This window comes from Prevotella sp. E9-3 (assembly GCF_022024015.1).
Classification (GTDB): Bacteria; Bacteroidota; Bacteroidia; order Bacteroidales; family Bacteroidaceae; genus Prevotella.
Genome location: NZ_CP091786.1, coordinates 2,035,927 through 2,060,385, shown reverse-complemented (window position 1 = coordinate 2,060,385; position 24,459 = coordinate 2,035,927). Strand labels below are relative to the sequence as shown.

The 24,459-nt window shown below is 44.8% G+C and carries 23 protein-coding genes and 2 tRNA genes; 8 read left to right on the top strand and 17 right to left on the bottom strand.

Annotated elements, in window-relative coordinates; all coding sequences use genetic code 11:
• Position 1 precedes the first annotated feature (1 nt).
• From L6475_RS07655 to nqrF, 5 genes are read left to right on the top strand one after another with little or no spacing between them, the layout of a single operon-like run.
• Positions 2-1,162, top strand: coding sequence for an NADH:ubiquinone reductase (Na(+)-transporting) subunit B (locus L6475_RS07655; RefSeq protein WP_237818735.1), 1,161 nt, complete (start codon positions 2-4; stop codon positions 1,160-1,162).
• A gap of 29 nt (positions 1,163-1,191) precedes the next feature.
• Complete coding sequence (locus L6475_RS07650; RefSeq protein WP_237818733.1) at positions 1,192-1,893, top strand: FMN-binding protein; 702 nt, start codon at positions 1,192-1,194, stop codon at positions 1,891-1,893.
• 41 nt (positions 1,894-1,934) lie between these two features.
• The gene (locus L6475_RS07645; RefSeq protein WP_237818731.1) at positions 1,935-2,558 is read left to right on the top strand and encodes an NADH:ubiquinone reductase (Na(+)-transporting) subunit D; all 624 of its coding nucleotides are present in this window, start codon (positions 1,935-1,937) and stop codon (positions 2,556-2,558) included.
• Between the two features lie 3 nt (positions 2,559-2,561).
• Complete coding sequence (gene nqrE / locus L6475_RS07640; protein ID WP_237818729.1) at positions 2,562-3,188, top strand: NADH:ubiquinone reductase (Na(+)-transporting) subunit E; 627 nt, start codon at positions 2,562-2,564, stop codon at positions 3,186-3,188.
• Between the two features lie 34 nt (positions 3,189-3,222).
• On the top strand, positions 3,223-4,491 hold the full coding sequence (gene nqrF, locus L6475_RS07635) for an NADH:ubiquinone reductase (Na(+)-transporting) subunit F (protein ID WP_237818727.1): 1,269 nt from the start codon (positions 3,223-3,225) through the stop codon (positions 4,489-4,491).
• A gap of 125 nt (positions 4,492-4,616) precedes the next feature.
• On the opposite strand, the gene L6475_RS07630 is transcribed toward nqrF, so the two are convergent.
• The 10 genes from L6475_RS07630 to L6475_RS07585 form a co-directional block, all read right to left on the bottom strand.
• Positions 4,617-5,585: a F0F1 ATP synthase subunit gamma gene (locus L6475_RS07630; RefSeq protein WP_237818725.1), complete on the bottom strand. Its 969-nt coding sequence runs from the start codon at positions 5,583-5,585 to the stop codon at positions 4,617-4,619.
• A 47-nt stretch (positions 5,586-5,632) separates the two neighbouring features.
• A complete protein-coding gene (atpA, locus tag L6475_RS07625) occupies positions 5,633-7,216 on the bottom strand; it encodes a F0F1 ATP synthase subunit alpha (RefSeq protein WP_237818723.1) in 1,584 nt (527 codons plus the stop codon).
• A gap of 14 nt (positions 7,217-7,230) precedes the next feature.
• Entirely contained in the window at positions 7,231-7,770 is a 540-nt protein-coding gene (locus L6475_RS07620) for a F0F1 ATP synthase subunit delta (RefSeq protein WP_237818721.1), read from the bottom strand.
• A gap of 17 nt (positions 7,771-7,787) precedes the next feature.
• Entirely contained in the window at positions 7,788-8,303 is a 516-nt protein-coding gene (gene atpF, locus L6475_RS07615; protein WP_237818719.1) for a F0F1 ATP synthase subunit B, read from the bottom strand.
• A 16-nt stretch (positions 8,304-8,319) separates the two neighbouring features.
• The gene (atpE, locus tag L6475_RS07610; RefSeq protein ID WP_237818717.1) at positions 8,320-8,562 is read right to left on the bottom strand and encodes an ATP synthase F0 subunit C; all 243 of its coding nucleotides are present in this window, start codon (positions 8,560-8,562) and stop codon (positions 8,320-8,322) included.
• A gap of 74 nt (positions 8,563-8,636) precedes the next feature.
• Positions 8,637-9,680, bottom strand: a complete 1,044-nt coding sequence (atpB, locus tag L6475_RS07605; RefSeq protein WP_237818715.1) for a F0F1 ATP synthase subunit A — start codon at positions 9,678-9,680, stop codon at positions 8,637-8,639.
• A gap of 23 nt (positions 9,681-9,703) precedes the next feature.
• Entirely contained in the window at positions 9,704-10,093 is a 390-nt protein-coding gene (locus tag L6475_RS07600; RefSeq protein ID WP_237818713.1) for a hypothetical protein, read from the bottom strand.
• Position 10,094: 1 nt separating this feature from the next.
• Entirely contained in the window at positions 10,095-10,343 is a 249-nt protein-coding gene (gene atpC / locus L6475_RS07595) for an ATP synthase F1 subunit epsilon (protein WP_237818711.1), read from the bottom strand.
• 30 nt (positions 10,344-10,373) lie between these two features.
• A complete protein-coding gene (gene atpD / locus L6475_RS07590; RefSeq protein WP_237818709.1) occupies positions 10,374-11,900 on the bottom strand; it encodes a F0F1 ATP synthase subunit beta in 1,527 nt (508 codons plus the stop codon).
• 107 nt (positions 11,901-12,007) lie between these two features.
• Positions 12,008-13,213 (bottom strand): aminoacetone oxidase family FAD-binding enzyme, encoded by a 1,206-nt coding sequence (locus L6475_RS07585; RefSeq protein ID WP_237818707.1) that lies wholly within the window; start codon positions 13,211-13,213, stop codon positions 12,008-12,010.
• A gap of 165 nt (positions 13,214-13,378) precedes the next feature.
• Here L6475_RS07585 and L6475_RS07580 point away from each other — a divergent pair, with 165 nt between their 5' ends.
• Complete coding sequence (locus tag L6475_RS07580; RefSeq protein WP_237818705.1) at positions 13,379-16,369, top strand: outer membrane beta-barrel protein; 2,991 nt, start codon at positions 13,379-13,381, stop codon at positions 16,367-16,369.
• Positions 16,370-16,405: 36 nt separating this feature from the next.
• On the opposite strand, the gene L6475_RS07575 is transcribed toward L6475_RS07580, so the two are convergent.
• The 4 genes from L6475_RS07575 to L6475_RS07560 all read right to left on the bottom strand — a co-directional run bounded on the left by L6475_RS07575 (position 16,406) and on the right by L6475_RS07560 (position 21,336).
• Entirely contained in the window at positions 16,406-18,655 is a 2,250-nt protein-coding gene (locus L6475_RS07575; RefSeq protein WP_237818704.1) for a cation:proton antiporter, read from the bottom strand.
• A gap of 35 nt (positions 18,656-18,690) precedes the next feature.
• The gene (gene pepT, locus L6475_RS07570; protein WP_237818702.1) at positions 18,691-19,914 is read right to left on the bottom strand and encodes a peptidase T; all 1,224 of its coding nucleotides are present in this window, start codon (positions 19,912-19,914) and stop codon (positions 18,691-18,693) included.
• Between the two features lie 64 nt (positions 19,915-19,978).
• Positions 19,979-21,166, bottom strand: coding sequence for an MFS transporter (locus L6475_RS07565; protein ID WP_237818700.1), 1,188 nt, complete (start codon positions 21,164-21,166; stop codon positions 19,979-19,981).
• A 95-nt stretch (positions 21,167-21,261) separates the two neighbouring features.
• A tRNA-Val gene (locus L6475_RS07560) sits at positions 21,262-21,336 on the bottom strand.
• Positions 21,337-21,645: 309 nt separating this feature from the next.
• On the opposite strand from L6475_RS07560, the gene L6475_RS07555 reads away from it, so the two are divergent.
• Positions 21,646-21,718 (top strand) — tRNA-Lys (locus L6475_RS07555).
• Positions 21,719-21,935: 217 nt separating this feature from the next.
• Here the strand turns inward: L6475_RS07555 and L6475_RS07550 are convergent.
• The 3 genes from L6475_RS07550 to L6475_RS07540 are packed head-to-tail and all read right to left on the bottom strand — an operon-like array spanning position 21,936 to position 23,565.
• On the bottom strand, positions 21,936-22,193 hold the full coding sequence (locus L6475_RS07550) for a hypothetical protein (protein ID WP_237818698.1): 258 nt from the start codon (positions 22,191-22,193) through the stop codon (positions 21,936-21,938).
• Between the two features lie 29 nt (positions 22,194-22,222).
• Entirely contained in the window at positions 22,223-23,155 is a 933-nt protein-coding gene (locus L6475_RS07545) for a DMT family transporter (protein ID WP_237818696.1), read from the bottom strand.
• Positions 23,152-23,565, bottom strand: coding sequence for a secondary thiamine-phosphate synthase enzyme YjbQ (locus L6475_RS07540; RefSeq protein ID WP_237818694.1), 414 nt, complete (start codon positions 23,563-23,565; stop codon positions 23,152-23,154). The genes L6475_RS07545 and L6475_RS07540 overlap by 4 nt, the downstream gene beginning before the upstream one ends.
• 422 nt (positions 23,566-23,987) lie before the next feature.
• Between L6475_RS07540 and L6475_RS07535 the strand changes: the two genes are divergently transcribed.
• Positions 23,988-24,398 (top strand): Hsp20/alpha crystallin family protein, encoded by a 411-nt coding sequence (locus tag L6475_RS07535; protein ID WP_237818691.1) that lies wholly within the window; start codon positions 23,988-23,990, stop codon positions 24,396-24,398.
• The last annotated feature ends 61 nt before the right edge of the window (positions 24,399-24,459 follow it).

Below are 24,459 nucleotides of genomic sequence, written 5' to 3'. Positions count from 1 at the left end.
TATGAGCGCATTAAGAAATTATCTCAACAAGATAAAGCCGAACTTCGAGGAGGGTGGAAAGTTGCATGCCTTCCGTTCGTTGTTCGATGGCTTCGAGACCTTCCTCTACGTGCCTAATGACACGGCGAAGACGGGCGTTCACATTCACGACGCTATTGACTCGAAGCGTATCATGAGTATGGTAGTGCTCGCATTGATGCCTGCCATGCTGTTTGGTATGTACAATGTGGGTTATCAGAATGCACTGGCTGCTGGCACACTGGCCACAGCAACATTCATGGACCTCTTCGTGTTTGGTTTCCTGGCTGTACTGCCAAAAATTCTCGTTTCTTACATTGTAGGTCTGGGCATAGAATTTGCATGGGCTCAGTGGAAGGGCGAGGAAATTCAGGAGGGATTCCTCGTTAGTGGTATTCTTATTCCATTGATTGTTCCTGTAAACTGCCCCTTGTGGATTCTGGCTATTGCAGTAGCTTTTGCAGTGATCATTGGTAAGGAAATATTTGGCGGCACTGGTATGAATATCTTCAACCCAGCACTGCTTTGCCGCGCTTTCCTTTTCTTCGCTTATCCTACAAAGATGAGTGGCGATCAGGTTTGGGTAGCCAATGAAAGCATTCTTGGTTTCGGCAATACATTGCCCGACGGATTTACTGCAGCTACACCACTCGGTCAGATTGGTGCAGGAACAGAAGTAACGGCTTCTCTGAACGATATGATTCTTGGTTTTATTCCAGGTTCAATCGGTGAAACTTCAGTAGTGGCTATCGCACTGGGTGCCCTGCTGTTGTTGTGGACAGGTATTGCTTCTTGGAAGACCATGCTGAGTGTATTCGTAGGTGGTGGACTGATGGCCTGCTGCTTTGAGAGTCTTGGTATGACTCCTATCACATGGTATGAACATATTGTGCTGGGCGGATTCTGCTTTGGTGCTGTGTTCATGGCTACTGATCCTGTAACCTCTTGTCGTACAGAAACAGGTAAGTGGATTTATGGTTTCCTGATTGGTGTTATGGCAGTTGTGATTCGTGTGATGAACCCAGGTTATCCTGAAGGCATGATGCTGGCAATCCTGCTCATGAACATGTTTGCTCCCACTATCGACCACTTCGTAGTAGAGCGTAACATCTCGAAACGTATGAAGAGAGGTAGCAACTCTTAATTTAAATTGTAAATAGAGAATTGATAATTATGAGCAAGCTAAATACAAATTCAAATTCGTACATTATTATATATAGTGCGATTCTTGTAGTTGTCGTTGCATTCCTGTTGGCCTTCATCTTTAAGGCACTGAAGCCTATGCAGGATGCAAACGTGGCACTCGATATTAAGAAACAGATACTCTATTCACTCAATATTCGCAATTTGGATGGTGCTGAAGCCGAAGCCAAATATGCCGAAGTAGTGAAGGAAGAGAAAGAACTGAATGGACAGAAATTCTACGAGTGCGAAATTGACGGAAACGAAATCCTTGTGGCAAGTCTGAAAGGTATGGGCCTTTGGGGTGGTATCAGCGGCTATATGGCTGTTGATAATGAAGGAAAGGTGTATGGTGCCTACTTCAATCATGAAGGAGAAACAGCCGGTTTGGGTGCAGAAATCAAGGATTCTCAGGCTTGGCAGGAGAAATTCATTGGTAAGCGCATCTGGGACGACGATAATAATGTTGTTCTCTCGGTAGTTAAGAAAGTAGAGGATCCTGCTACACAGGTTGACTGCGTGACGGGTGCTACACTAACTTCAAACGGCGTTGATGCAATGCTGAAAGAAGGACTGAAGAACGTTGAAAACTATGTTGTCGGCAGACTGAATGAAGTTATTGCTTCTCAGAAAGAGACAGTTGATTCAGCAGCCGTAGCAGAGTGTGTAGATTCTACTATCGTAAAAGAGTAATCATAATTACTAATAATTAATTTTTAATTACTAATTGGATTATGAGTTTATTTAGTAAACAAAATAGAGAGGTTTTCCTGAAACCATTGAATGCTGATCATCCCATTTTGGGCCAGGTACTTGGCATCTGTTCGGCTTTGGCTGTAACCTCACAGTTGAAACCGGCCATCGTGATGGGTCTCGCTGTAACAGTGATCACCGCATTCTCAAACACGATTATCTCTATTCTGCGTAATACCATTCCTAACCGTATTCGTATTGTGGTGCAGTTGGTAGTGGTGGCAGCATTGGTAACCATCGTGTCGCAGATTCTGAAGGCTTATGTATATGATGTGAGTGTTGAACTCAGCGTTTACGTAGGTCTGATTATTACCAACTGTATCCTCATGGGACGTCTTGAGGCTTTCGCTATGATGAACAAACCTTGGCCTTCATTCCTTGATGGTGTGGGTAATGGTCTTGGCTATGCAATGATTCTGGTCATTGTAGGTGCTGTACGTGAATTGCTGGGCCGTGGCTCTCTGCTTGGTTTCCAGATTATTCCTGATGCCTGCTATGATATGGGTTACATCAACAATGGTATGATGACCATGCCTGCTATGGCCCTGATTCTTGTTGGTATTGTTATTTGGGTTCATCGTGCTTATTTTTATAAGGAGAAATAAAATATGGAACACGTAATTAGTCTATTCTTCAGGTCGATTTTTGTCGACAATATGATATTTGCCTTCTTCCTCGGTATGTGTTCATACTTGGCTGTATCGAAGACGGTGAAAACATCAATGGGATTGGGTTTGGCTGTAACCTTCGTGCTCACAGTAACAGTACCTGTGAACTACTTGTTGCAGACAAAGGTGTTAGGTCCTGACTGTCTCGTTGAAGGCGTAGATCTGAGCTATCTCTCGTTCATACTGTTCATTGGCGTCATTGCCGGTATGGTGCAGCTCGTAGAGATGACTGTAGAGAAATACTCACCCTCACTTTATGCAGCATTGGGTATCTTCCTGCCTCTGATTGCCGTGAACTGTGCTATCATGGGTGCATCACTCTTTATGCAGCAGCGCATACTCATGGACCCAGAAAATACACAGGCCATCACTTCAGTGTGGGATGCTTTGGTTTATGGATTCGGATCAGGTATCGGCTGGACACTCGCAATCGTTTCACTTGGAGCTATCCGTGAGAAAATGCAGTACGGCGATGTGCCTCGTCCACTTCAGGGCCTTGGAATTACATTTATTGTAGTAGGCCTTATGGCTATGGCTATGATGTGCTTCTCTGGACTGAACATATAATTATTTAATATTTTAGAATTGAAGAATTGAAATTATGGCTCAGTTTATAGCATATAGCATAGGAGTATTCCTCATCGTAATACTTCTCTTGGTTGTTATCCTGCTGGTAGCAAAGAAATATCTCTCACCCAGCGGTAATGTGAATATTGAGATTAATGGTCAGAATACCATTAACGTGCCTCAGGGTAACTCACTCATGTCAACACTCAACGAGAATGGCATTTTCCTTCCTTCTGCTTGTGGCGGTAAAGCAAGCTGCGGACAGTGTAAGGTACAGGTGCTTGAAGGTGGTGGCGAAATTCTTGACTCTGAGAAGCCACACTTCTCTCGTAAAGAAATTAAGGCTGGTTGGCGTTTGGGCTGTCAGTGCAAAGTGAAAGGTGACTTGAAGATACATGTCGATGAGTCTATCCTCGGCGTGAAAGAGTACGAGTGTACCGTTATCAGCAACAAAAACGTGGCTACCTTCATCAAGGAATTCAAAGTGCAGTTGCCTGCTGGTGCTCACATGGATTTCTTGCCTGGTTCATATGCTCAGATTAAGATTCCCGCATTCGACTGCATTGACTACGACAAGGACTTCGACAAGAGTCTGATTGGCGACGAGTATCTGCCTGCATGGGAAAAGTTCGGACTGTTCCCATTGAAGTGTAAGAATCCAGAGCCTACCATTCGTGCTTACTCTATGGCTAACTATCCTGCAGAGGGTGATGTGTTTATGCTTACCGTTCGTATTGCAACTCCTCCCTTTAAAGCAGACCGTAGTGGATTCATGGAGGTAAATCCTGGTATTGCTTCTTCTTATATCTTCTCGCTGAAACCCGGTGACAAGGTAATCATGAGCGGCCCTTATGGAGATTTCCATCCTCACTTCGACTCAAAGAAGGAGATGATTTGGGTTGGCGGTGGTGCTGGTATGGCTCCACTTCGCGCACAGATTATGCACATGACGAAGACACTTCATACTACTGATCGTGAGATGCACTATTTCTATGGTGCTCGTGCATTGAATGAGGTGTTCTATCTTGAAGACTTCCTGGGACTGGAGAAGGAGTATCCCAACTTCCATTTCCATCTTGCACTTGACCGTCCTGATCCTGCTGCAGATGCTGCAGGCGTGAAGTACACTCCTGGTTTTGTGCACAATGTGATGTACGCGACATACTTGAAGGATCATGATGCTCCTGAGGATATTGAGTACTATATGTGTGGTCCTGGTCCTATGTCGAAGGCTGTCGTTTCTATGCTTGACTCGCTTGGCGTAGAGCCAGAGAGCATCATGTACGATAACTTTGGTGGATAATTGATAATATTACGAAGGTAATTTAAACATCATAAAAAATCCTGTAAGTCAAATAACTTACAGGATTTTTTTATTTTGTTCGTTGATTGAATGCTCAGTAGTTAATGAGTATTCTTATTGTTCGCTTAGTTGTTTACTGATCCGCCTACAATGTCAAGCAATTCGCTTGTAATAGCTTGTTGACGACTCTTATTGTATTGGAGGTTCAACTGGCGAAGAAGTTCATCAGCATTGTCAGTAGCTGTCTGCATGGCAACCATACGTGCTGCGTGCTCAGAGGCAATGCTATCCAAAAGGGCAGTATAAATCATTAGATGGGCCAGTTTAGGCATCAGTACTGAAAGTACAGCATTCATACTTGGCTCTACTATGAAATTATCGTTCAATGGAACTGCTTTCTGCTCTTTCTGCTCATTCTTCTTTTTCTTTTGCTTCAGATATTCCTGAGCTTCGCGAGTTACAACATTACTGGTCAAATCACGTTCGTGGTCACGTTCTAATTCGCTTTCAATATCGATTGGAAGGAAAGTCTTCTGAGTGAGAATCTGAGAACCAGCGCTTTTGAAGTGATGATAAATCAGTTCCACTCGATCCAGCTCACCTTTTGCGAAGCGATTACCTAACTCCATAGCCAAATCTATGCAGTTCTGAACGTTAGGATGATCAACCATTGCGTTTCGCTCTCCCTTTACTATATAGCCTAATTTCTGAGCTTTTTCAGTTACCTTTCGGCCAATAGGATAGATTTCAACATTCTCAGCTCCCAGTGTATCGATAAAAGCTGCTGCTGTATGTTGCATCTTCTTGATAATGTTGGCATTAAAACCACCACAAAGAGAAGAGTTTGATGAGAAGACAACCAATGCCACACGCTTCACAGGACGCTCCTGATCGTATATCGTCTGAGCTTCGGCTTCAGCTGCAAGGAACGATTTCAATATGTGTTCCAGCATAGTCTCATAGGGCAACATGTTTTGAATTGCTACTTGAGCATGGTGCAACTTTGACGAGGCCACCATTTTCATGGCAGACGTTATCTTTCTTGTCGAGTTTACTGAGGCGATTCTGCCTTTAATTTCTTTCAGACTTGGCATATCATTTGAGTTTTAGAAGTAAGAGAGGTAAAAGACTATGCTTCTCTTTACTTGTAAGTGCCGGCGATGTCAGCCATCACCTTCTCAATCTTACCTGTTGTCTCGTCGTCAATCTTTCCACTTGTCAGCGTCTCAATAACCTCTGGGTTAGAAGAACGCAATTTGTCGAGAAACTGATTCTGACACTCACGAACCTTATCAATAGGAACCTCACGCATCAAGCCATGAACGCCACAATAGAGAATAGCAATTTGTTCACCTACGGGCATTGGACTATACTGAGGCTGAATCAGCAACTGATTGTTCTTACGACCACGGTCGAGTGTCATAGCTGTTACGGCATCCATATCGCTTGAGAACTTTGAGAAAGCTTCCAACTCACGATACTGAGCCTGGTCAATCTTCAGCGTACCAGCCACTTTCTTCATAGATTTAATCTGTGCCGAACCACCCACACGCGATACTGAGATACCTACGTTGATTGCCGGACGGAAGCCCTGATTGAAGAGGTCGCTCTCAAGGAATATCTGACCATCTGTAATAGAGATCACATTCGTTGGGATATAAGCCGATACGTCGCCAGCCTGTGTCTCGATGATAGGAAGAGCGGTAAGTGAACCACCACCACGCACATGTCCCTTCATGCACTCAGGAAGGTCGTTCATCTGTTCAGCCACCTCCTGTTGCTCGTTAATCTTGGCTGCACGCTCCAATAGTCGAGAGTGCAAATAGAACACATCGCCAGGGTAGGCCTCACGTCCAGAAGGACGACGCAGAATCAGCGATACTTCACGATAGGCAACTGCCTGTTTTGACAGGTCGTCATATACTACAAGGGCAGGAAGACCACGATCACGGAAATATTCTCCAATGGCAGCTCCGGCAAATGGCGCATAATACTGCATTGCTGCAGGATCTGCAGCTGTGGCAGCCACCACAATAGTGTAGGGCATAGCACCATGCTCCTTTAGTGTCTGAACAAGAGCGGCTACGGTAGAGGCTTTCTGACCAATGGCTACATAGATGCAGTAAACAGGCTTCCCTGCCTCGTAGAAACTCTTCTGATTGATGATGGTGTCAACGGCAATAGCTGTCTTACCTGTCTGACGGTCACCGATAATGAGCTCACGCTGTCCTCGACCAATAGGAATCATTGAATCGACTGCCTTCAAACCTGTTTGCAGCGGTTCTTTCACAGGCTGGCGATAGATAACGCCAGGAGCCTTGCGGTCGAGTGGCATCTCGAATGAAGCAGTAAGGTCGATTTCGCCTTTACCATCAATAGCCTGTCCCAATGGGTTGATAACACGACCGAGCATATTGTCGTTCACGCGGATGCTGGCAATACGGCGTGTGCGCTTTACTACCATACCTTCCTTAATGCCCGATGTGGTACCAAGAAGCACACAACCTACGTTGTCTTCCTCCAGGTTCATTACGATAGCCATCGTGCCGTTTTCAAACTCGAGCAACTCATTGGCTTCAGCATTGCGCAATCCGTAGATGCGTGCCACACCATCAGAAACCTGAAGTACAGTGCCCACTTCGTCAAACTGAGCTCCGTCTGAGATACCTTTCAGTTGTTCGAGCAGAACCTGACTGACTTCACTTGGTTTAATCTTATCTGACATAATTATTAATTTCGTTATTTCTTTAACGTATTAAGAATGGTGTTCAGTCTTGTCTTGACACTGGCATCCATTCTGTAGGTGTCGTATTCCATAATGAATCCGCCAATAATGTCCGGGTTTACTTCAGATTCAAATTCAACACGACCGTTAGTTCGGTTTTCCACCATGCTCTTCATGCGCTGCTCCGTTTCGGGAGATAACTGTACAGCGGTGGTCAACTTTCCGCGAATGACGTTCTTCTGTTTACGATACAAAGTAACGTAAGAATTGGCCATAAACTGAATCATGCTCTCGCGGCCTTCTTTCAGTACTAGACTGATGAAAGCCTTCGTGAGGGAAGATGCTTCTTCACCGCCACAAGCAGTGACAAGGAGCATCTGTTTTTTCTCAGCCTCGAGCATAGGATTGTCTATCGTTTGTCTGAGTTGAGGAACGTCAATATAGTTCTTGGCCAATAAGGTCATATCCCTATATACGAGCTCCTCTGACTTTGTGTCGATAGCACTCTTCAGAAGAGCCCTTGCATAGCGAACCGATATTACTCCTGTGTTCATATCTATAATGCCAATTATTATTTTATAGAAGAAACCTCATCCAGCATCTTGTCGATGAGACGCATTTGGTCCTTACTGTCCTTGAGGTTCTGTTTGAGAATCTTCTCAGCAATGTCAACGCTCAGTTCAGCTACCTGCTTCCGGATATCGGCAATAGCAGCATGCTTTTCCTGCTCAATCTCGGCCTTAGCCTCGCTGATCAGTCGAGCACCTTCCTCGCGTGCTTTCTGCTGTGCAGTCTCAACAATGCTCTCGCGAGTCTCTGCAGCCTCTTTCAGTATCTGAGCCTGTTGCTCGCGTGCTTGTTGAAGGATGGCCTCGCCTTCCTGCTTGATGTTCTCAAGCCGTTCGGAGGCTTCATGTGCCTTGCGAAGACTCTCGTCTATGTACTGCTTACGTTCCTCAACCATCTTTGTGATGGCAGGGAAACCAAACTTAGCAAGAACACCAAAGACCACCAAGAACGCCAGCAACATCCAGAATAGAAGTCCCAGATCAGGTGTGAGAATTGATGGTAATTGAGTGAAATCCATTTGCTAAATCTCTTTATTATTTAATAAGGAATGCGCAAGCTGCGATAGCGAAAAGGGCACAACCCTCTACGAAAGCAGAAGTAAGAATCATCTGAGAGAAAATCTTACCAGAAGCTTCCGGCTGGCGAGCAATAGCGTCAACGGCGCTACCACCAATCTTACCAATACCAAGACCTGCACCAATAACTGCAATACCAGCTCCCAAACCGCAACCCAGTTGTGCCAGGCCTTCAGCGGCTAATAACATAGATGTAATCATAATTCTTTTTTTTTTAGGTTATTAATATTATAAATGTATTTTCAATTTGTTAATTGACTTATCTCACATGAGTTTTATTCTTCATGATGTTCCTGATGAGCCAAACCAATGAACACGGCGCTCAACATGGTGAACACGTAGGCCTGGACAAAAGCTACAAGCAACTCAAGAGCATTCATGAACAACAGCATCAAAATGCTGAACAGGTTCAAGCCAATACCCATGCCTACACCCAATGTCCATCCTAAGAAGATCACACAGCTAAAACTTAAAATCATTGCATGGCCTGCCATCATGTTGGCAAAGAGACGAATCATCAATGCAAAAGGCTTGGTGAATACGCCAAAAAGTTCGATGACAGGCATCAGAGGAATAGCCTTCAGGAAAATGGGCACATTGGGCCAGAAGATATCTTTCCAATACTCTTTGTTACCAAACAGATTGATAGCCAAGAATGTACAGAAGGCCAAGAAGAATGTGATATTGATATTACCCGTTACATTAGAACCACCAGGGAAAATAGGAAGCAGCCCTAAGAGGTTTGTAACAAGGATAAAGAAGAACACCGTAAGCAGATAAGGAGCATAGGGCTTATAATGTTTCTCGCCGATGGATTCTTTGATGACATCATCGTTGATCATCATTACTAGCATCTCTATAGCACCTACAAAACCGCCAGGTGCATCGCTTGTCTTGTCGCGCTTCTTATACCAGCGAGCACAACTGAGGAATACAACCAATAGTACGGCTACCACTATCCAAATTTGAAAAACATTACGGGTAATGCTCAAATCCAGAGGACGCTCGATATTGCCGTCAGGCATCTGTTCGTAGATCTTGCCGTGGGCTTCAGAATTGAAAAAGAATCCCTCGGGTAGAGTATGCTCCGTACAGAAATGCCACTCACCAGTCTGTGAACTCCTAATGATGATGGGCAAGGGGAAACCGATATGTTTTCCTTCATAGGTAGCAATGTGCCACTCGTAGGAGTCTGAGAGGTGCTCAAGTACAATCTCCGAAATGTTCAGAGTCTCCTCTTCTTGCTCCTCACCAGCCGACATGGTCAGAGGTATCATTGCCATCATCAGCAAGAGACATATTGACTTTAATTCTTTCATCTAATACGTTGACTTTTTACTCGTTATAAACGATTGGATATTCTCACAAAGATGATACTATGGTGTATCATAAGCACCAGATAGTAAGTAAAAAATACCATCAGGAATGTCAGCATTGCTGAGCTACCGACAATCATATAATAGATAGCACAAATGATTAACGCCAGCAGAAAACGACATCCTGCGGTACCTGTATAGAATGATGACATGAAGTCTTGATGGCGAGAAGCCACCCAATACCATAACCATCCATCAATAGAATAATATGACATCGTGAAAAAACAGCCGATAGTGGATGGTGTCTGTACAGACTCTCCACCCCAAATCTTAAAGGCAAACCATATCAGCATCGAAAGGATAATCACTTGCGAAACATAAAAGCCTGCCTTGCTTTTTAATTCACTTTGATTCATGTTAATCTTTTAATTCTACACAGAGACTTACTACATTTTTCTGTACCTCAACAAAACCGCCACAGATATCAAGAAGTTTTTTCTCGCCTCCAGGTAAAGTATAAACTACCTTGCCTTTCTCAAGCGATGATATAATAGGTGCGTGGTTGATGAGAATCTCAAACTGACCGAGACTACCTGGTACAAGTACACTCTCAATCTCGCCTTCGAACTCAATCTTTTCTGGAGAAACAATCTTCAGTTTTAACATAATTGTCAATTATCAATTCTTAATTGTCAATTAACCCTTAGCAGCCTCCAGCAGTTTCTTAGCCTTGGCTTTTGCATCTTCAATCGTTCCTACATTGAGGAATGCCTGTTCAGGAAGATCGTCAACTTCACCATCAAGAATGGCATTGAAACCTTTGATCGTATCTTCGATGGGAACCATTACGCCAGGCAGACCTGTGAACTGTTCGGCCACAGAGAATGGTTGTGAAAGGAATCGCTGTACACGGCGTGCGCGGTTCACTGTCAGCTTGTCTTCATCTGAGAGTTCGTCCATACCCAAAATGGCAATAATGTCCTGTAACTCCTTGTAGCGCTGCAGAATCTCTTTCACGCGCTGAGCACACTCATAGTGGTCTTTACCTACAATTAGAGGGTCGAGAATTCGTGATGTTGAACCCAGAGGGTCAACGGCAGGGTAGATACCCAACTCGGCAATCTTACGATCCAATACCGTTGTTGCGTCCAAGTGCGTGAAGGTTGTGGCAGGAGCAGGGTCAGTCAAGTCATCAGCAGGTACATATACGGCTTGTACAGAAGTAATTGAACCTTTCTTTGTAGAGGTGATTCGTTCCTGCATAGCACCCATCTCCGATGCCAAAGTAGGCTGATAACCTACAGCTGAAGGCATACGGCCGAGTAGTGCAGATACTTCAGAACCAGCCTGTGTGAAACGGAAGATGTTGTCGATAAAGAACAAAATATCGGCAGCTCCTCCATCCTTGCCGCCTGCATCGCGGAATCCTTCAGCAACAGTCAGACCCGAAAGAGCTACTGATGCACGTGCACCGGGTGGTTCATTCATCTGTCCATATACCAATGTGGCCTGACTCTTCTTCAGCTCTTCGGGGTCAACAAGTGAAAGGTCCCATTTGCCTTCATCCATAGCCTTACGGAATTTTTCGCCATAGCGAATAACACCGCTCTCAATCATTTCTCGAATCAAGTCGTTGCCTTCACGAGTGCGTTCGCCAACACCTGCAAATACAGAGAAACCATTGTGCCCTTTGGCAATGTTGTTGATCAACTCCATGATGAGCACCGTCTTTCCTACACCTGCTCCACCGAACAGACCGATCTTACCACCTTTCATATAGGGTTCAAGAAGGTCAATCACTTTGATACCTGTGGAAAGAATTTCTTTCTTGGTAGAGAGTTCTTCAAATTGAGGAGCTTCACGGTGAATAGGGTAGGCACCTTCCATATTAAGTTGTTTCATACCGTCAATAGGCTGTCCTATTACATTTAGCATGCGTCCCTTAATCTGATCTCCAGCAGGCATCACAATAGGCGAGCCAAGAGGTTCGGCCTCAAGACCGCGCTGAAGTCCGTCGGTGTTGTCCATAGCAACGCAACGAACGGTATCCTCTCCGATGTGTTGCTGCACTTCGACAATAAGTTCTTTACCTTGTCCGCGGTCTATGCGGAGTGCTTCGTGAATTTTCGGCAACACTTTCTCAGCATCCATTCCTTTGGTATCGAAATAAACATCGATAACAGGACCAATGATCTGAGAAATCTGTCCTTTGATTTGTGACATAATGTATTGAATATTTTATAGTTTATGTTTCTTAGTCAACAAGTTTCCTGCAAAGGTATAATAAAAAAATCATCCAACGAAAAGATTTTCTGAAAAATGAGCGATTTTTATTGAATTTTTCTGCTGATAGCCTCTGCTACGGTATTGGCTGTAGTCCAGGCTGCTTGGAAATTGAAACCTCCTGTTACCCCATCAATGTCTAGAATCTCTCCTGTGAAATAAAGCCCTGGTATGCTCTTGCTTTCAAGGGTAGATGCGTCAATGGCCGAAAGTGAAATGCCACCACAAGTAACAAACTCATCCTTGAATGGGGCACGGCCCGCTATTTGGTAGGTGTCGTTGATGAGATTGTTCGTTAGTCGGTTTAATTCTTTTTTTGACAATTCTCCCCATCGGCAGTTACAGCGCTCGTTGCCTAAGCTTTTTTGCACCAGATAGCTCCATAGCCTTTGGGTAATATCGAATGGCTTTATGGTCATCACCATTTTTTGAGTGTTGCGTATAGTGATGTCGAGTAGTTCGTTATGCATCTCGGCTTCTGTATGACTTGTCCAATTAATGCTTAATGACATTTGATAGTTGTGCTCTGCAAGCAGGCGAGCTGCATAGTTGGATAAACGCAAAATACATGGACCACTCATTCCCCAGTGTGTGACAAGCAAAGGACCTTCGCTGCGCATTTTTGTGCCAGGTAGCATTGCTGTTGCATGCTCAGCTACTGTACCCATTAGTTCATGGAGTTGTAGGTCATTAATAGTGAAAGTAAAAAGTGATGGAATTGGTGTAACTATCTCGTGCTGAAGCCATTTGATACTTTCTTCGCGAGGATTACCTCCAATTGCAATTACTATACAGTCGAAGTCCTTCAGTGTGTCTAAGGATGTTATTTTCTGTTTTGTTTTTATCTCTATTCCCAATCGTTGGGCTTCGTGTAGGAACATATTAATAATGGTGTGCGAGTCCTGAGTTTGTGGAAAAACACACTCATCCTCCTGGGTGGTTAATTTCACTCCATGCTGTTCAAACCACTCGTAGGCATCCTTCTGTGAGAATCCTTTCATCAGTCGTTTCATGAGTCTGTGGCCACGAGGGTAAACTTGCTGCAAGTCGGTAACAAGTGCAAATGAATTGGTACAGTTGCATCTTCCACCACCAGATATTTCAACTTTCCTCAGCACACGTTCACCACTTTCCAATATAGTTACCCGAACATGGCTGCCCATGATTTCTTTTAATCGGATAGCGGTAAAAAAGCCTGCGGCTCCACCGCCTACAATTGCTACCTGTAAACAAAACGGCTGTTCAGTTTTCATATTTGTTTGCTTGATTGCGCTATTTGTGATAATATTCCTTGATTGTGCAAAGATACAAAAAAATGACATTATTTCTCTTTTTTTATTGCTTTGAGTTAAACTTTTCCTGCGTTTTGGCGTCATAATGAGCAGAAACCAAACAAAGATATAACATTTAAAATAGGTATGAAGCGTTTTTTACTTCTTACGGTTGCTTTGGTAACCATCTTCTCGGCGCAAGCCCAGCGCACTATTACGGGTAAAGTGATTGATAGCGAACAGAAAGAGTCTGTGATTCAGGGTACCGTTGCTTTGTTGAAGGCTGACAGTTCATTGGTGGCCAATGCATTAACCAATATGGAAGGACTGTTTTCTTTAACAGCCCCCAGTAATGGTCGTTTCATACTTAAAATCACTTATATTGGATATAAAGACCTGTACCACGCAGTGAACGTAGAAGGTAAGCCTGTGAATGTAGGCACACTTACTATTGCTCCTGATACGAAAATGCTGAAGGAGGTTGAAGTGGTAAAAAATGTGGCTAAGGTATATTCAAAGGAAGACACCTTAATATATAATGCTACAGCTTACAAGACACCTGAAGGTTCTGTTGTTGAAGAACTGGTGAAAAAACTGCCTGGCGCTGAGGTGGGTGACGATGGCTCTATTAAGATAAATGGTAAGACTGTTCAGAAGATTCTTGTAGATGGTAAGGAATTCATGACTGGCGATACGAAGACGGCTATCAAAAACTTGCCTACTTCTATCGTTGACCGTATCAAGACCTATGATGAAAAGAGTGACCTTAGCCGTGTGACTGGTATTGACGATGGAAACGACCAGACCGTGCTTGACTTCGGACTGAAGCGTGGCATGAATCGCGGCATGTTTGCAAATATTGATGCAGGCATCGGTACCAACGAGCGTTATAGCTCACGTGCAATGGCTGCTATGATGAAAGACAATTGGCGTGTCATGGGCTTTGCCAGTGCCAACAATGTCAATGATATGGGCTTTGGTGGCGGAGGCGGCGGTGGCCGTTTTGGCGGCGGTGGCCGTAATGGCTTGCAGGCCTCGAAGATGGGTGCATTGAACTTCAACTATGAAGAGAAGAACAAACTGAAATGGGATGGTTCTGTGCGCTGGAATCATGGCGATGGTGATGCGTGGAGCCGTCGTTCTACGGAAAATTTCGTGTCGCGTACTGGTTCATTCTCCGAGTCAGTGAACCAGAACTACTCGCGTTCCAATTCGTGGAATGCTCAGATGCGAGTAGAGTGGATGCCCGACACGCTTTGGAACATTAGTTTTCGTCCATCATGGAGTTTCAATACCAACGATGGTACTTCAAGTAGTGCATCGGGTACGTTCAGCGACGATCCTTACAATTATGTGTCATCTACCGACAATATCGCTTATATGGCCAGTCAGCTGTTGGGTGTTGATTCTGCTTTGGTGGTCAACCAGCGACAGAACGGAAGTCTTTCATATAGTGACTCCAAGCGTTTGGGCGGAACACTCCAACTGAACCGTAAGCTTGGTGGTGGCGGTCGAAATATAACCCTTCGGATGGGTGGAAACTATAATGAGGGCGCATCAGAATCTTTCTCGCGCAGTTTAGTAGATCTTTATCAGTTGGCAACAGGTGATTCAACATATCAGCGCAACCGATATAATGTAACTCCGACCAAGAATTATGACTATAATGCACGTATCACTTACAGCGAGCCTATTCTCCCTGCCACTTTCTTGCAGTTTAGCTATAATTTTCAGTATCGCTTCACAGAAAGCGATCGTTCTACCTACGATTTCTGGAGCATGAACAATCCTGCACAACGTTATGATATGTCAGGATTATATCCCGATTACAGAGAGTGGGATGGTATTTTTGGCGCGTTAGACGGTCATAATTATACTGAATTCATTGACGACTCTTTAAGTAGATTCTCTCAATACAAGAATTATATCCATACTGGTGAGGTGATGCTGCGTGTCATCCGTAAGGCCTATAACTTCAATGTCGGTGTACAGATTATTCCTCAGCACACTCAGTTCTCATACCGTTATATGGGCAATGATATAAAGACTGATCGCGATGTAGTGAACTGGAGTCCAACAGCCAATTTCCGTTGGAAAATTTCTGACCGCGGACAGATGCGTTTCGAGTATCGTGGTTCAACCAGTCAGCCTTCAATGACAGATCTTTTACCGATTACCGATAATAGCGACCCTTTGAATATCACATCGGGTAATCCTGGTTTGAAACCTTCGTTCACCCAGCGTTTCAACTGGCGATTCAATAATTATTATGAGCGTCATCAGCGTTTTGTCTTTGCCAATCTGAATTTCTCGACCACTTCTAATTCTGTGGCCAATATGGTGAAATACGATCCAGTGACAGGTGGACGTGAGTCTCATCCAGAAAATATCAATGGTAATTGGAATGTAGGTGGAAACTTTACTTTCAATACAGCTATTGACACAACAGGCTATTTCAATGTAAACACTTCTACCGATGTGAACTATAGCAATAATGTTGGCTATATCGACTTACTTCGTGATGGTAATATCAGTAAGATGACCACCAAGCAGACTACTATTGGTGAGCGTCTTGGTGGAAGCTACCGCAACGACTGGATGGAGTTCGAGATCAATGGTGGTGTGCGTTATAATTATGTGTATAACGCCTTGCAGCCCAATTCCAATCTCTCTACTTGGGCTTTCAACTATGGTTTCAATACCACCTTACAGGCACCCTGGGGCATGCAGTTCACTACTTCGCTCAATATGTCGAGCCGACGTGGTTATAGTGACGCTTCTGCCAATACCAATGAACTTATCTGGAATGCACAGATCTCTCAAAGTTTCCTAAAAGGAAAGCCACTGTCTGTCCGATTAGAGTTCTATGACATTCTGGGTAATCAGTCTAATTTCTCACGCTCTATCAGTGCGATGAGCCGTACCGACAACTGGTACAATTCTATCAACAGCTATGTCATGCTTCGTGCCACCTATCGCCTGAATCTTTTTGGAACAAAGGAGATGCGTCAAGCTATGCGTCGTGGTCCGGAGGGTGGTCCAGAAGGAGAGCGTGGCGTACGTGGAAATCGTAACGGAGGTTTCCGTGGCGGACGCGGAGGCTTTGGTGGAGGCGGTTTCGGAGGCGGTCGTTTCTAAACCGATAACATCGTTTCTAATTTGGGTGCGTAGCTTCTATATCGCGAGCAGGGCATCGATAGATTCCTGTTCGCCAACCACCCAGATGATATCTCCCTCTTGGAATCGGCGATTGGGATGGAAGGGAGAAAGGTTCTCCTTTCCTTCTTCCAGCCCTACGACCATGATGCTGAAGCGGCGTCGGATATCGCTCTCCTGAAGTGTCTTTCCGATAAAAGGACTGTCACTGCCGATGATAAGTTGGTGGAGTTTCATTTCTCGCTTTTCCAGTTCCAAATCCTCGCCAAGCACTTCCGATTCGATGGCTGAACTGAGTTTAGCCAGTTGCTCGTCACTACCAATCACCTGCAATCGGTCGAATGGGAAGATGACATAGTCTCCATCTGGAATATTCAGTCTAAATCCTCCACGTAGAATACTACTTACATGAACCCCGTATTTCTTGCCCAGATTGAGCTGGCGTAGTGTTTGTCCCATCCAGCGTGAGTTTCCGGGAATCTCAATGTCTGTGATATGAATATCACGATCCAAAAGGCGTCCTTCGTATAGTGGGCGTTTCTTTCCATGCACCTGAGCCTCGATATCGCGCGAGCGCAGGTTGTTGATGAACAGCCGCTCCAATAGAATACTATTCCGCTTGATTCGACGTGAGAATACCATCAGCATCACAGCCACAAAGCCTACCGAAGCCATAATGGCCGGGGCAAAATTGAACAAGTGGTTGCATACGTAGAACACATATGCCATTGCTATGACAAAGCGCACCAGTACGGTAAAGAGTAGGGGCAATCGGTTCTTGTTGCTCTCCTTCCACAGAGTCTTCCATTCTTCGCTTCGGTTTTTCTTTACCACCATTGCACGTAGGAACGGCGAAATCACCAAAACTGTAGCTACACCTGTAATTGCATTCGCATACCACGAAGTTGGCAAAAGTTGTTGCATCAGGGGCTGGAAGAACATAAAAATCAGTGTAGTAGCTGCCGATGAGAGAATACTATATACAAAAATGTTGATGCCCATCTGTGTCAGCAGACTCTTCCATTTGTTCTGTTCCTTGGTGTTGGGATGGAACATCGACAGATGATTCAGCGTCTTGATGACCCCTTGGGGAAGCTTTCGCTCTAAAGAATTGTAGGCAGGTGTGGCAAAACGAATCATGTACGGGGTGAGAAAAGTGGTGATTACGGAAACTGCCACTACCACAGGATACAGGAAATCACTAATTACACCCAACGAAAGGCCCAGCGATGCAATGATGAACGAGAACTCACCTATCTGTGCCATTGAAAAACCACAACGCATGGCACTCTTTAAACTCTCGCCTCCCAGCATAAAAGATATTGAGCCCAGTGTGCTTTGTCCTATAAGGATGGTCATCACCAGCACGAATATGGGCAGGGCATAGTTGATAAGAATGATGGGATCGACCAGCATACCTACTGATACGAAGAAGATGGCACCAAACAGATTCTTTACCGGTTCCACCAGTTTCTCAATGCGTTCTGCCTCAACGGTTTCAGCCAATATACTACCCATGATGAATGCACCGAAGGCCGATGAGAATCCTACCTTTGTAGAGAATACCGCCATGGCGCAACACAGTCCCAGCGATACGATGAGCAGCACTTCAGAATTGATTAGTTTTCTAACTTTGCGCAGGAAAAGTGGAACGGCAAAGATGCCTACCACCAGCCAAAGCACCAGGAAGAATCCAATCTTGGCTATAGAGCCCAGCATTTGTCCGCCGTCAGGATTCTTACCGCTGGCTATAGCACTTAGCATCACCATCATCACGATGGCGAGGATATCTTCCAAAATGAGTACCGACATCACCAGTCCTGTGAACTGCTGCTGTCGGAGCCCTAAATCGTCAAATGCCTTATAGATAATGGTTGTCGAACTCATGGCGAGCATACCACCCAAGAAGATGCAGTCCATTTTTGACCATCCGAACGCATGTCCGACGAACACCCCGAGCAGCGACATCGAGAAGATGATGCTCATGGTCGATATGATGGGGGATGCTCCCATTTTCAGGATTTTCTTGAACGAAAAATCGAGTCCGAGTGAAAACAGGAGGAACATCACGCCGATATCTGCCCAAAGGTGAATGTTAGACATATCTACCACCGATGCTGTGTAGGGCATGTGGGGTGACACCAGAAAGCCTGCCATGATATAGCCCAGTACCAACGGCTGTTTCAGTCGTTTGAAGATAATAGTCACTATGCTGGCAACTATAAGTATGAGTGCCAGGTCTTGTATGAGGGCAGGTAGTTCAGCCATTATTGTAAATCAGTATAAGTAATCAATAGGGTGCGTCAGTCGTTATAGCCGGCGGTCAGTTCGCATATCTTCACTATGACGTTCATGGCTTTCTCCATCGACTGTATGGGAACAAACTCGTAGGGGCCATGGAAGTTCAGTCCGCCGGCAAAGATGTTGGGGCAGGGGAGTCCCTTGAATGACAGCTGGGCACCATCTGTACCACCGCGAATGGGTTTCACCTTTGGCGATACCCCCACCTCCTGCATGGCATGCAGTACCAGGTCGATGACATGCATCTGTGGGTCTATTTTCTCCTTCATGTTGTAGTACTGGTCGCTCACATCTGCTATCACAGTTCCATCGCCGTATTTCTCGTTCATTGCTTCAGCACACTGTTTGATGAACCGCTTGCGTTGTTCGAATTTCTCACGGTCGTGATCACGGATGATGTAGCTCAGTTTTCCCAGTTCGGTATTTGTCTGCATTCCTATCAGGTGGTAAAAGCCCTGATAGCCTTCGGTAGTCTCGGGCGTTTCGTCGGCAGGCAGCATAGCGGCAAATTCCACTGCCAGTCGGTTTGCGTTCACCATCTTGTTTTTTGCATATCCCGGATGAACACTCACTCCCTTGATGGTTATCTTGGCCGATGCAGCATTGAAATTCTCAAATTCCAATTCTCCGATATCGCCACCATCCATTGTGTATGCCCACTGGCAACCGAATTTCTCTACATTGAAATGGTGGGCTCCCATTCCAATCTCTTCGTCAGGATTGAAGCCAATGCGTATTTTTCCGTGTTTTATTTCCTTGTGCTCTTTCAGGAAAACCATTGCCTGGACTATTTCTGCTATTCCTGCTTTGTCGTCGGCGCCCAACAGGGTGGTACCGTCTGTCACTATCAGGTCTTCGCCTTTGTGCAGCAACAGTTCGGGAAATTTCTTTGTGGTCATGGTTATTCCTTCAGAAAGCTGAATGTCGGCCCCATCGTAATTCTCAACTATGCGTGGCTTAATGTTGGCACCCGAGCAGTCGGGACTTGTGTCGTAGTGAGAGATGAAACCGATAGTAGGCACATTCTCCTTGATGTTGGCAGGTAGTGTGGCATAGATATATCCTTTGTCGTCCATCTCCACATCTTCCAGTCCTTCTTTCTCCAGTTCCTCTTTCAAGTATTTTGCAAACACCAATTGTTTGGCAGTACTGGGCACGGTCTCGCTTTCCTCGGCCGATTGCGTATCGAACTTTGTATAGTTCAGAAATCTTTCTACAATATTCATGTTTTGTATCTTTCAGTTAGTGATTGTCTGTGCAAAAGTACAAATAAAATAGAAAAGAGCAAAATTAATTTTCCCTTTTCCCTTTTAGATACACCTGTCTGGTGGCAATGAAGAATAGTGCTGCCCCCAGTGCCTGCATGGCTGCCACCCACCAGAATACGGCTGCATATCCAATATATTCTACTATCATTCCTCCCACGAATATGCCGAGTCCCATTCCCAGATCCCAACACGTAAGTATGGTCGAGTTTGCTGTTCCTCTCTCGTTGTTCTTGGCCATTGCTATGATCATGTTCTGGAAAGCGGGCCACATGTGTCCGTTGCCCAGTCCTATGAGCATGGCCGATCCGTAGTATCCGATCATATTCGGACAGGCCACAAAGAGTGTATATCCCAGTGTGGAAATCAGCACGCCTTCGGCAGCATTGTATGTCAGTCGTCCCTGTCTCAGCTTTCGTCCGCCTATCACTCTTGACAACATTAGTCCTATGGCCAGTAGCATGAAGTAGGTGCCTGTTCCGCTGGTGATACCCATTGTTTCCTTTCCGTAGATGGCCAGATAGTTGCTCAGTACCCCATAGCACACGCCGAAGAATGCTATGTTCAGTCCTATCATCCATCCTTTCAGCAGGAAGAATCGGTCCATCGATAGTGCTTTTTTGCCGGGCATGGGTTGTCGGTTGGTGGTTTGAAGGGTGGTATTGACGGCAAAGCCAAGTCCTGCCACAACAAAGGCCAGCCAGAACAATATATCGAAGTTGTGTGTATATCGGTAGATGAAAATGCCGATGGTAGGTGCAATGGCCGTTGCCAGGTTGTTGCTCAGTCCGTAGTAGCCTATGCCCTCTGTTCGCCTGCTAGATGGCAGCACGTCTATGGCCATTGTACTGTTAGCCACGCTCGATGCCCCAAAGGGTGCTCCGTGAAGTGTTCTTACTATGGCAAAGAGCAATAGCGAACTGGCCAATAAATAGCCTCCGAAACAAATGAAATAAATAAACAGACTGATGAGCAATACCGTTTTTCGCGGAAAACTATCTACTACATATCCACTGAACGGACGTACCAAAAGGGCTGTAATAGAATAACCTGAAAGAACCAGACCAATCATATCTTTCGTGGCACCGTAGCCTTCGCTCAAATAGAGTGGCAATAGTGGCGCAAGTACATAGAAGGCAAAGTGCATGGAAAAATTGGCTGTCATCACCTTCCAGTAGTTACTGTTCCATAGCTTGTCTTTCTGTTGTGTCATGTTTAAACCCTTTCTGTACCCGTTTTTAATGAAAATTGGAATAATAAGAATAGGCCTTCACCTCACAGTTCTTATTATTCCAATTCTGCTTTTTGTAGGAACGATCGGGCTCGAACCGATGACCTCTTCAATGTGACTGAAGCGCTCTGAACCAACTGAGCTACGCTCCTGTTTTTGTTTGCGAATGCAAAAGTAATCAAAATATCTGAATGCGCCAAAATTTTCCTTTGATTTGTTCATAAAAAAGTGATAGCTCAATTCTTTGGTGAACCGCCACCTTTTATATATTAAGGGACTTTTATTTTCTTATCACCAGCTCAAACCAGTTACGTAAACATTGTTGTCATCGAAAATAACTATGAATCGACGCTTGGTAGGCTGATTTATAAAAATAGTGATGTTTTTTGATAAAAAGTAAGTTTAATATTTGGTAGAATCAGAATAAATGTCTACCTTTGCACCCGCAAAACCAAAAAGATGCACCCGTAGCTCAGTTGGTAGAGCACCTGACTCTTAATCAGGGTGTCCAGGGTTCGAACCCCTGCGGGTGTACAATAATTAGAATCGACGAACTTGAAAGGTTCGTCGATTTTGTGTTAAATAGCGGTTATGATACTGCTAACTAACTAATTCTTCGATAGTTCTGTCACGTTAGAAACAATGTTGAACCACGCAGCCTGGCTGGGTATTAATAGAGCTATCAGGAATTACAAGTAACTAACTAATGATGGTTGTTCTACCAAATGTTCTACCGCCTATCATAAATGTTCTACCTTTGGATAGCTTCCAGCAGTTGTGTCTTGGAGACGTTCAGGTTCGGGTCAACATCAATACTGTAGGTGAGGATGTCGCCCAGAGAACCGACGTGAACGCCCGTAACGATGATGTTACCATCGGACTCGGCCACCTGAATATGTCGGCTCGCGCCATATTCGGGTTTGGTCTGGGTGAGCTGCAGGAATAGCGGGGAGTCGCTATATTGCTCTGCATCAACTGAGTTTATGAGTTCACGGAGTGTCATTTCCATTTTTATAGGTGCCAGGGGGTACATATATTTTAAGACTTCCATCGCCAGGTTTTTCTTACGATAGAAACCATTGCATGTTTGAGGGTAAGCAAATGAAAATTCTTACCCATCACTATCAGTATTACAGCAGAAAGGATTAGTACAATTCCAACAGTAAGTCTAAAGGTGAGTGATTCGTCAAATACCGTCACACCGATGGCTACTGCTGTTAATGGTTCCAATGCTCCCATGATAGCCGTAGGTGTAGCTCCAACCTCATGAACAGCAATAGTCATTAATACTAGTGAAAGAACCGTTGGCACCAATCCCAGCCAACAGGCAAAGAACCATGCACGTGGCGATGGCGGAAGCATCAGGTGCAAGTTGGGCGAGGTGAACGAATAGGTCAGCAGACACAGCATACAAATCAGCAATACATAGAATGTGAGTTTCAAAGATGACATGCGGAGCTTCGATTGGTTAACTATCACGATATAGACGGCATAGGTCAGTGACGAAATCATCACCAGTAGTACTCCCATCGTGCTAAGTGAGACACCTGCATCTCCTTTGTATAACAGACCAATACCAACTAAGGCAAGGATGATGGAAGTAACGGTAGAAAGTGTAACTTTCTCCCGAAAAAACGAGGCCATGATGACAGCCACCATCACAGGGTAAACGAACAGAAGGGTTGACGCGATGCCGGCATCCATGAAGTGGAAACTCTGATAATACGTGATGCTGGAGGCGGCAAAAAGAGCTCCGAGAGATCCAAGAACCTTCAGTTCGCTCTTTGTGACACTGAATGATTTACGCTGAACCATCATCATGGTGGCCAGCATCAGTACTGCCATAAAGAAGCGATAAAAAAGAACGGAAGCCGTGTTTACGCCTTCCTCGTAAAGTGGTAATGCTCCGAACGGGTTTGTACCATAACAGACAGCCGCTAATATGCCGCAGATGATTCCTTTATGTTTCATTCTCCGATGATTGTTACTACTATCTCTCTGGAACCGCCGTAGTTGCGGTACTCGCAGAAGTAGATGCCCTGCCAGGTACCGAGATTCAAGTGTCCTTCGGTGATGGGGATTGTGATGCTAACACCGCTTAACGTGGATTTTGCATGTGCGGGCATATCGTCGGCACCCTCCAAGGTATGCTCGTATTCTGGGCGGTTCTCTGGCACCAGGCGATTGAAGATTGTTTCCATGTCCACACGTACATCAGGGTCTGCATTCTCATTAATGCTCAGACCGCAACTAGTATGTTTCGTGAAGATATTCACGATACCCGTCTTTGGAAGTTTAGGTAACTGACTCAGAATCTCACTTGTAACCAAGTGGAAACCGCGCCGCTTAGGATTCAGCATAATCTCAATTTGTTGTACCATTCGTCTTCAGATCATATTATTTTGCTGCAAATGTACGAAAATTCGGGCAGAATTATGTATTTTTGCCCTAACAAAAGCGCGTTTCAGAAAGAATATGGCTTGGAAACAGAACATTGTGGTGTTCAGGATTATTGCAGACGGGAGAGAAAGAGTTCTGGACCTGAGGAACTGACATTCTTTCTGATTAATGTTTAAGGGAGTTCAAAGAAATGTCAGTCATGTTTAATTGAGTTTAAGGAATTGTCAGCATCGTTTAATCGAGTTTAAAATCCTTGCCATCTTGACAAGGTCACTCGTGTTTTTTCGAATGGGCATATACTTTGCTTATTTGTAGGTGAAAGCCAGAGCGAAAGCCGAGGCGATCAAGAACAAATAAGTTAAACTAAAAATATAATTAGGAGGTATTAATTATGTTACCAGTAATGTTTCAGAACAGTTGGATGCCAACAGTATTTGAGGATTTCTTTAACAATGATTGGATGCCTCGTGCCAATAGTACAGCACCCGCAGTCAATGTCAAGGAGAGTGATAAGGCCTACACGATGGAACTTGCAGCTCCAGGCATTAAGAAAGAATATTGCCGCATAGGCATCAACGACGAGGGCAACCTCACCATCGCCATTGAGAACAAACAGGAACACAAGCATGAGGACAGTCACCGTCACTATCTGCGCCGTGAGTTCAGTTATTCGAACTACGAGCAGAACTACACACTCCCTGATGATGTGGTCCGCGATAAGATTTCTGCCAAGGTGGAGGACGGCATCCTGACCATCACGATGCCGAAGACCGAAACGAAGGAGAAAGTGACCAAGGCCATTGAGGTGTCATAAGACCTGTCGATTCTAAACTAATAGTAAATCCCTGACTTGCTTATGCAGGCCAGGGATTCTT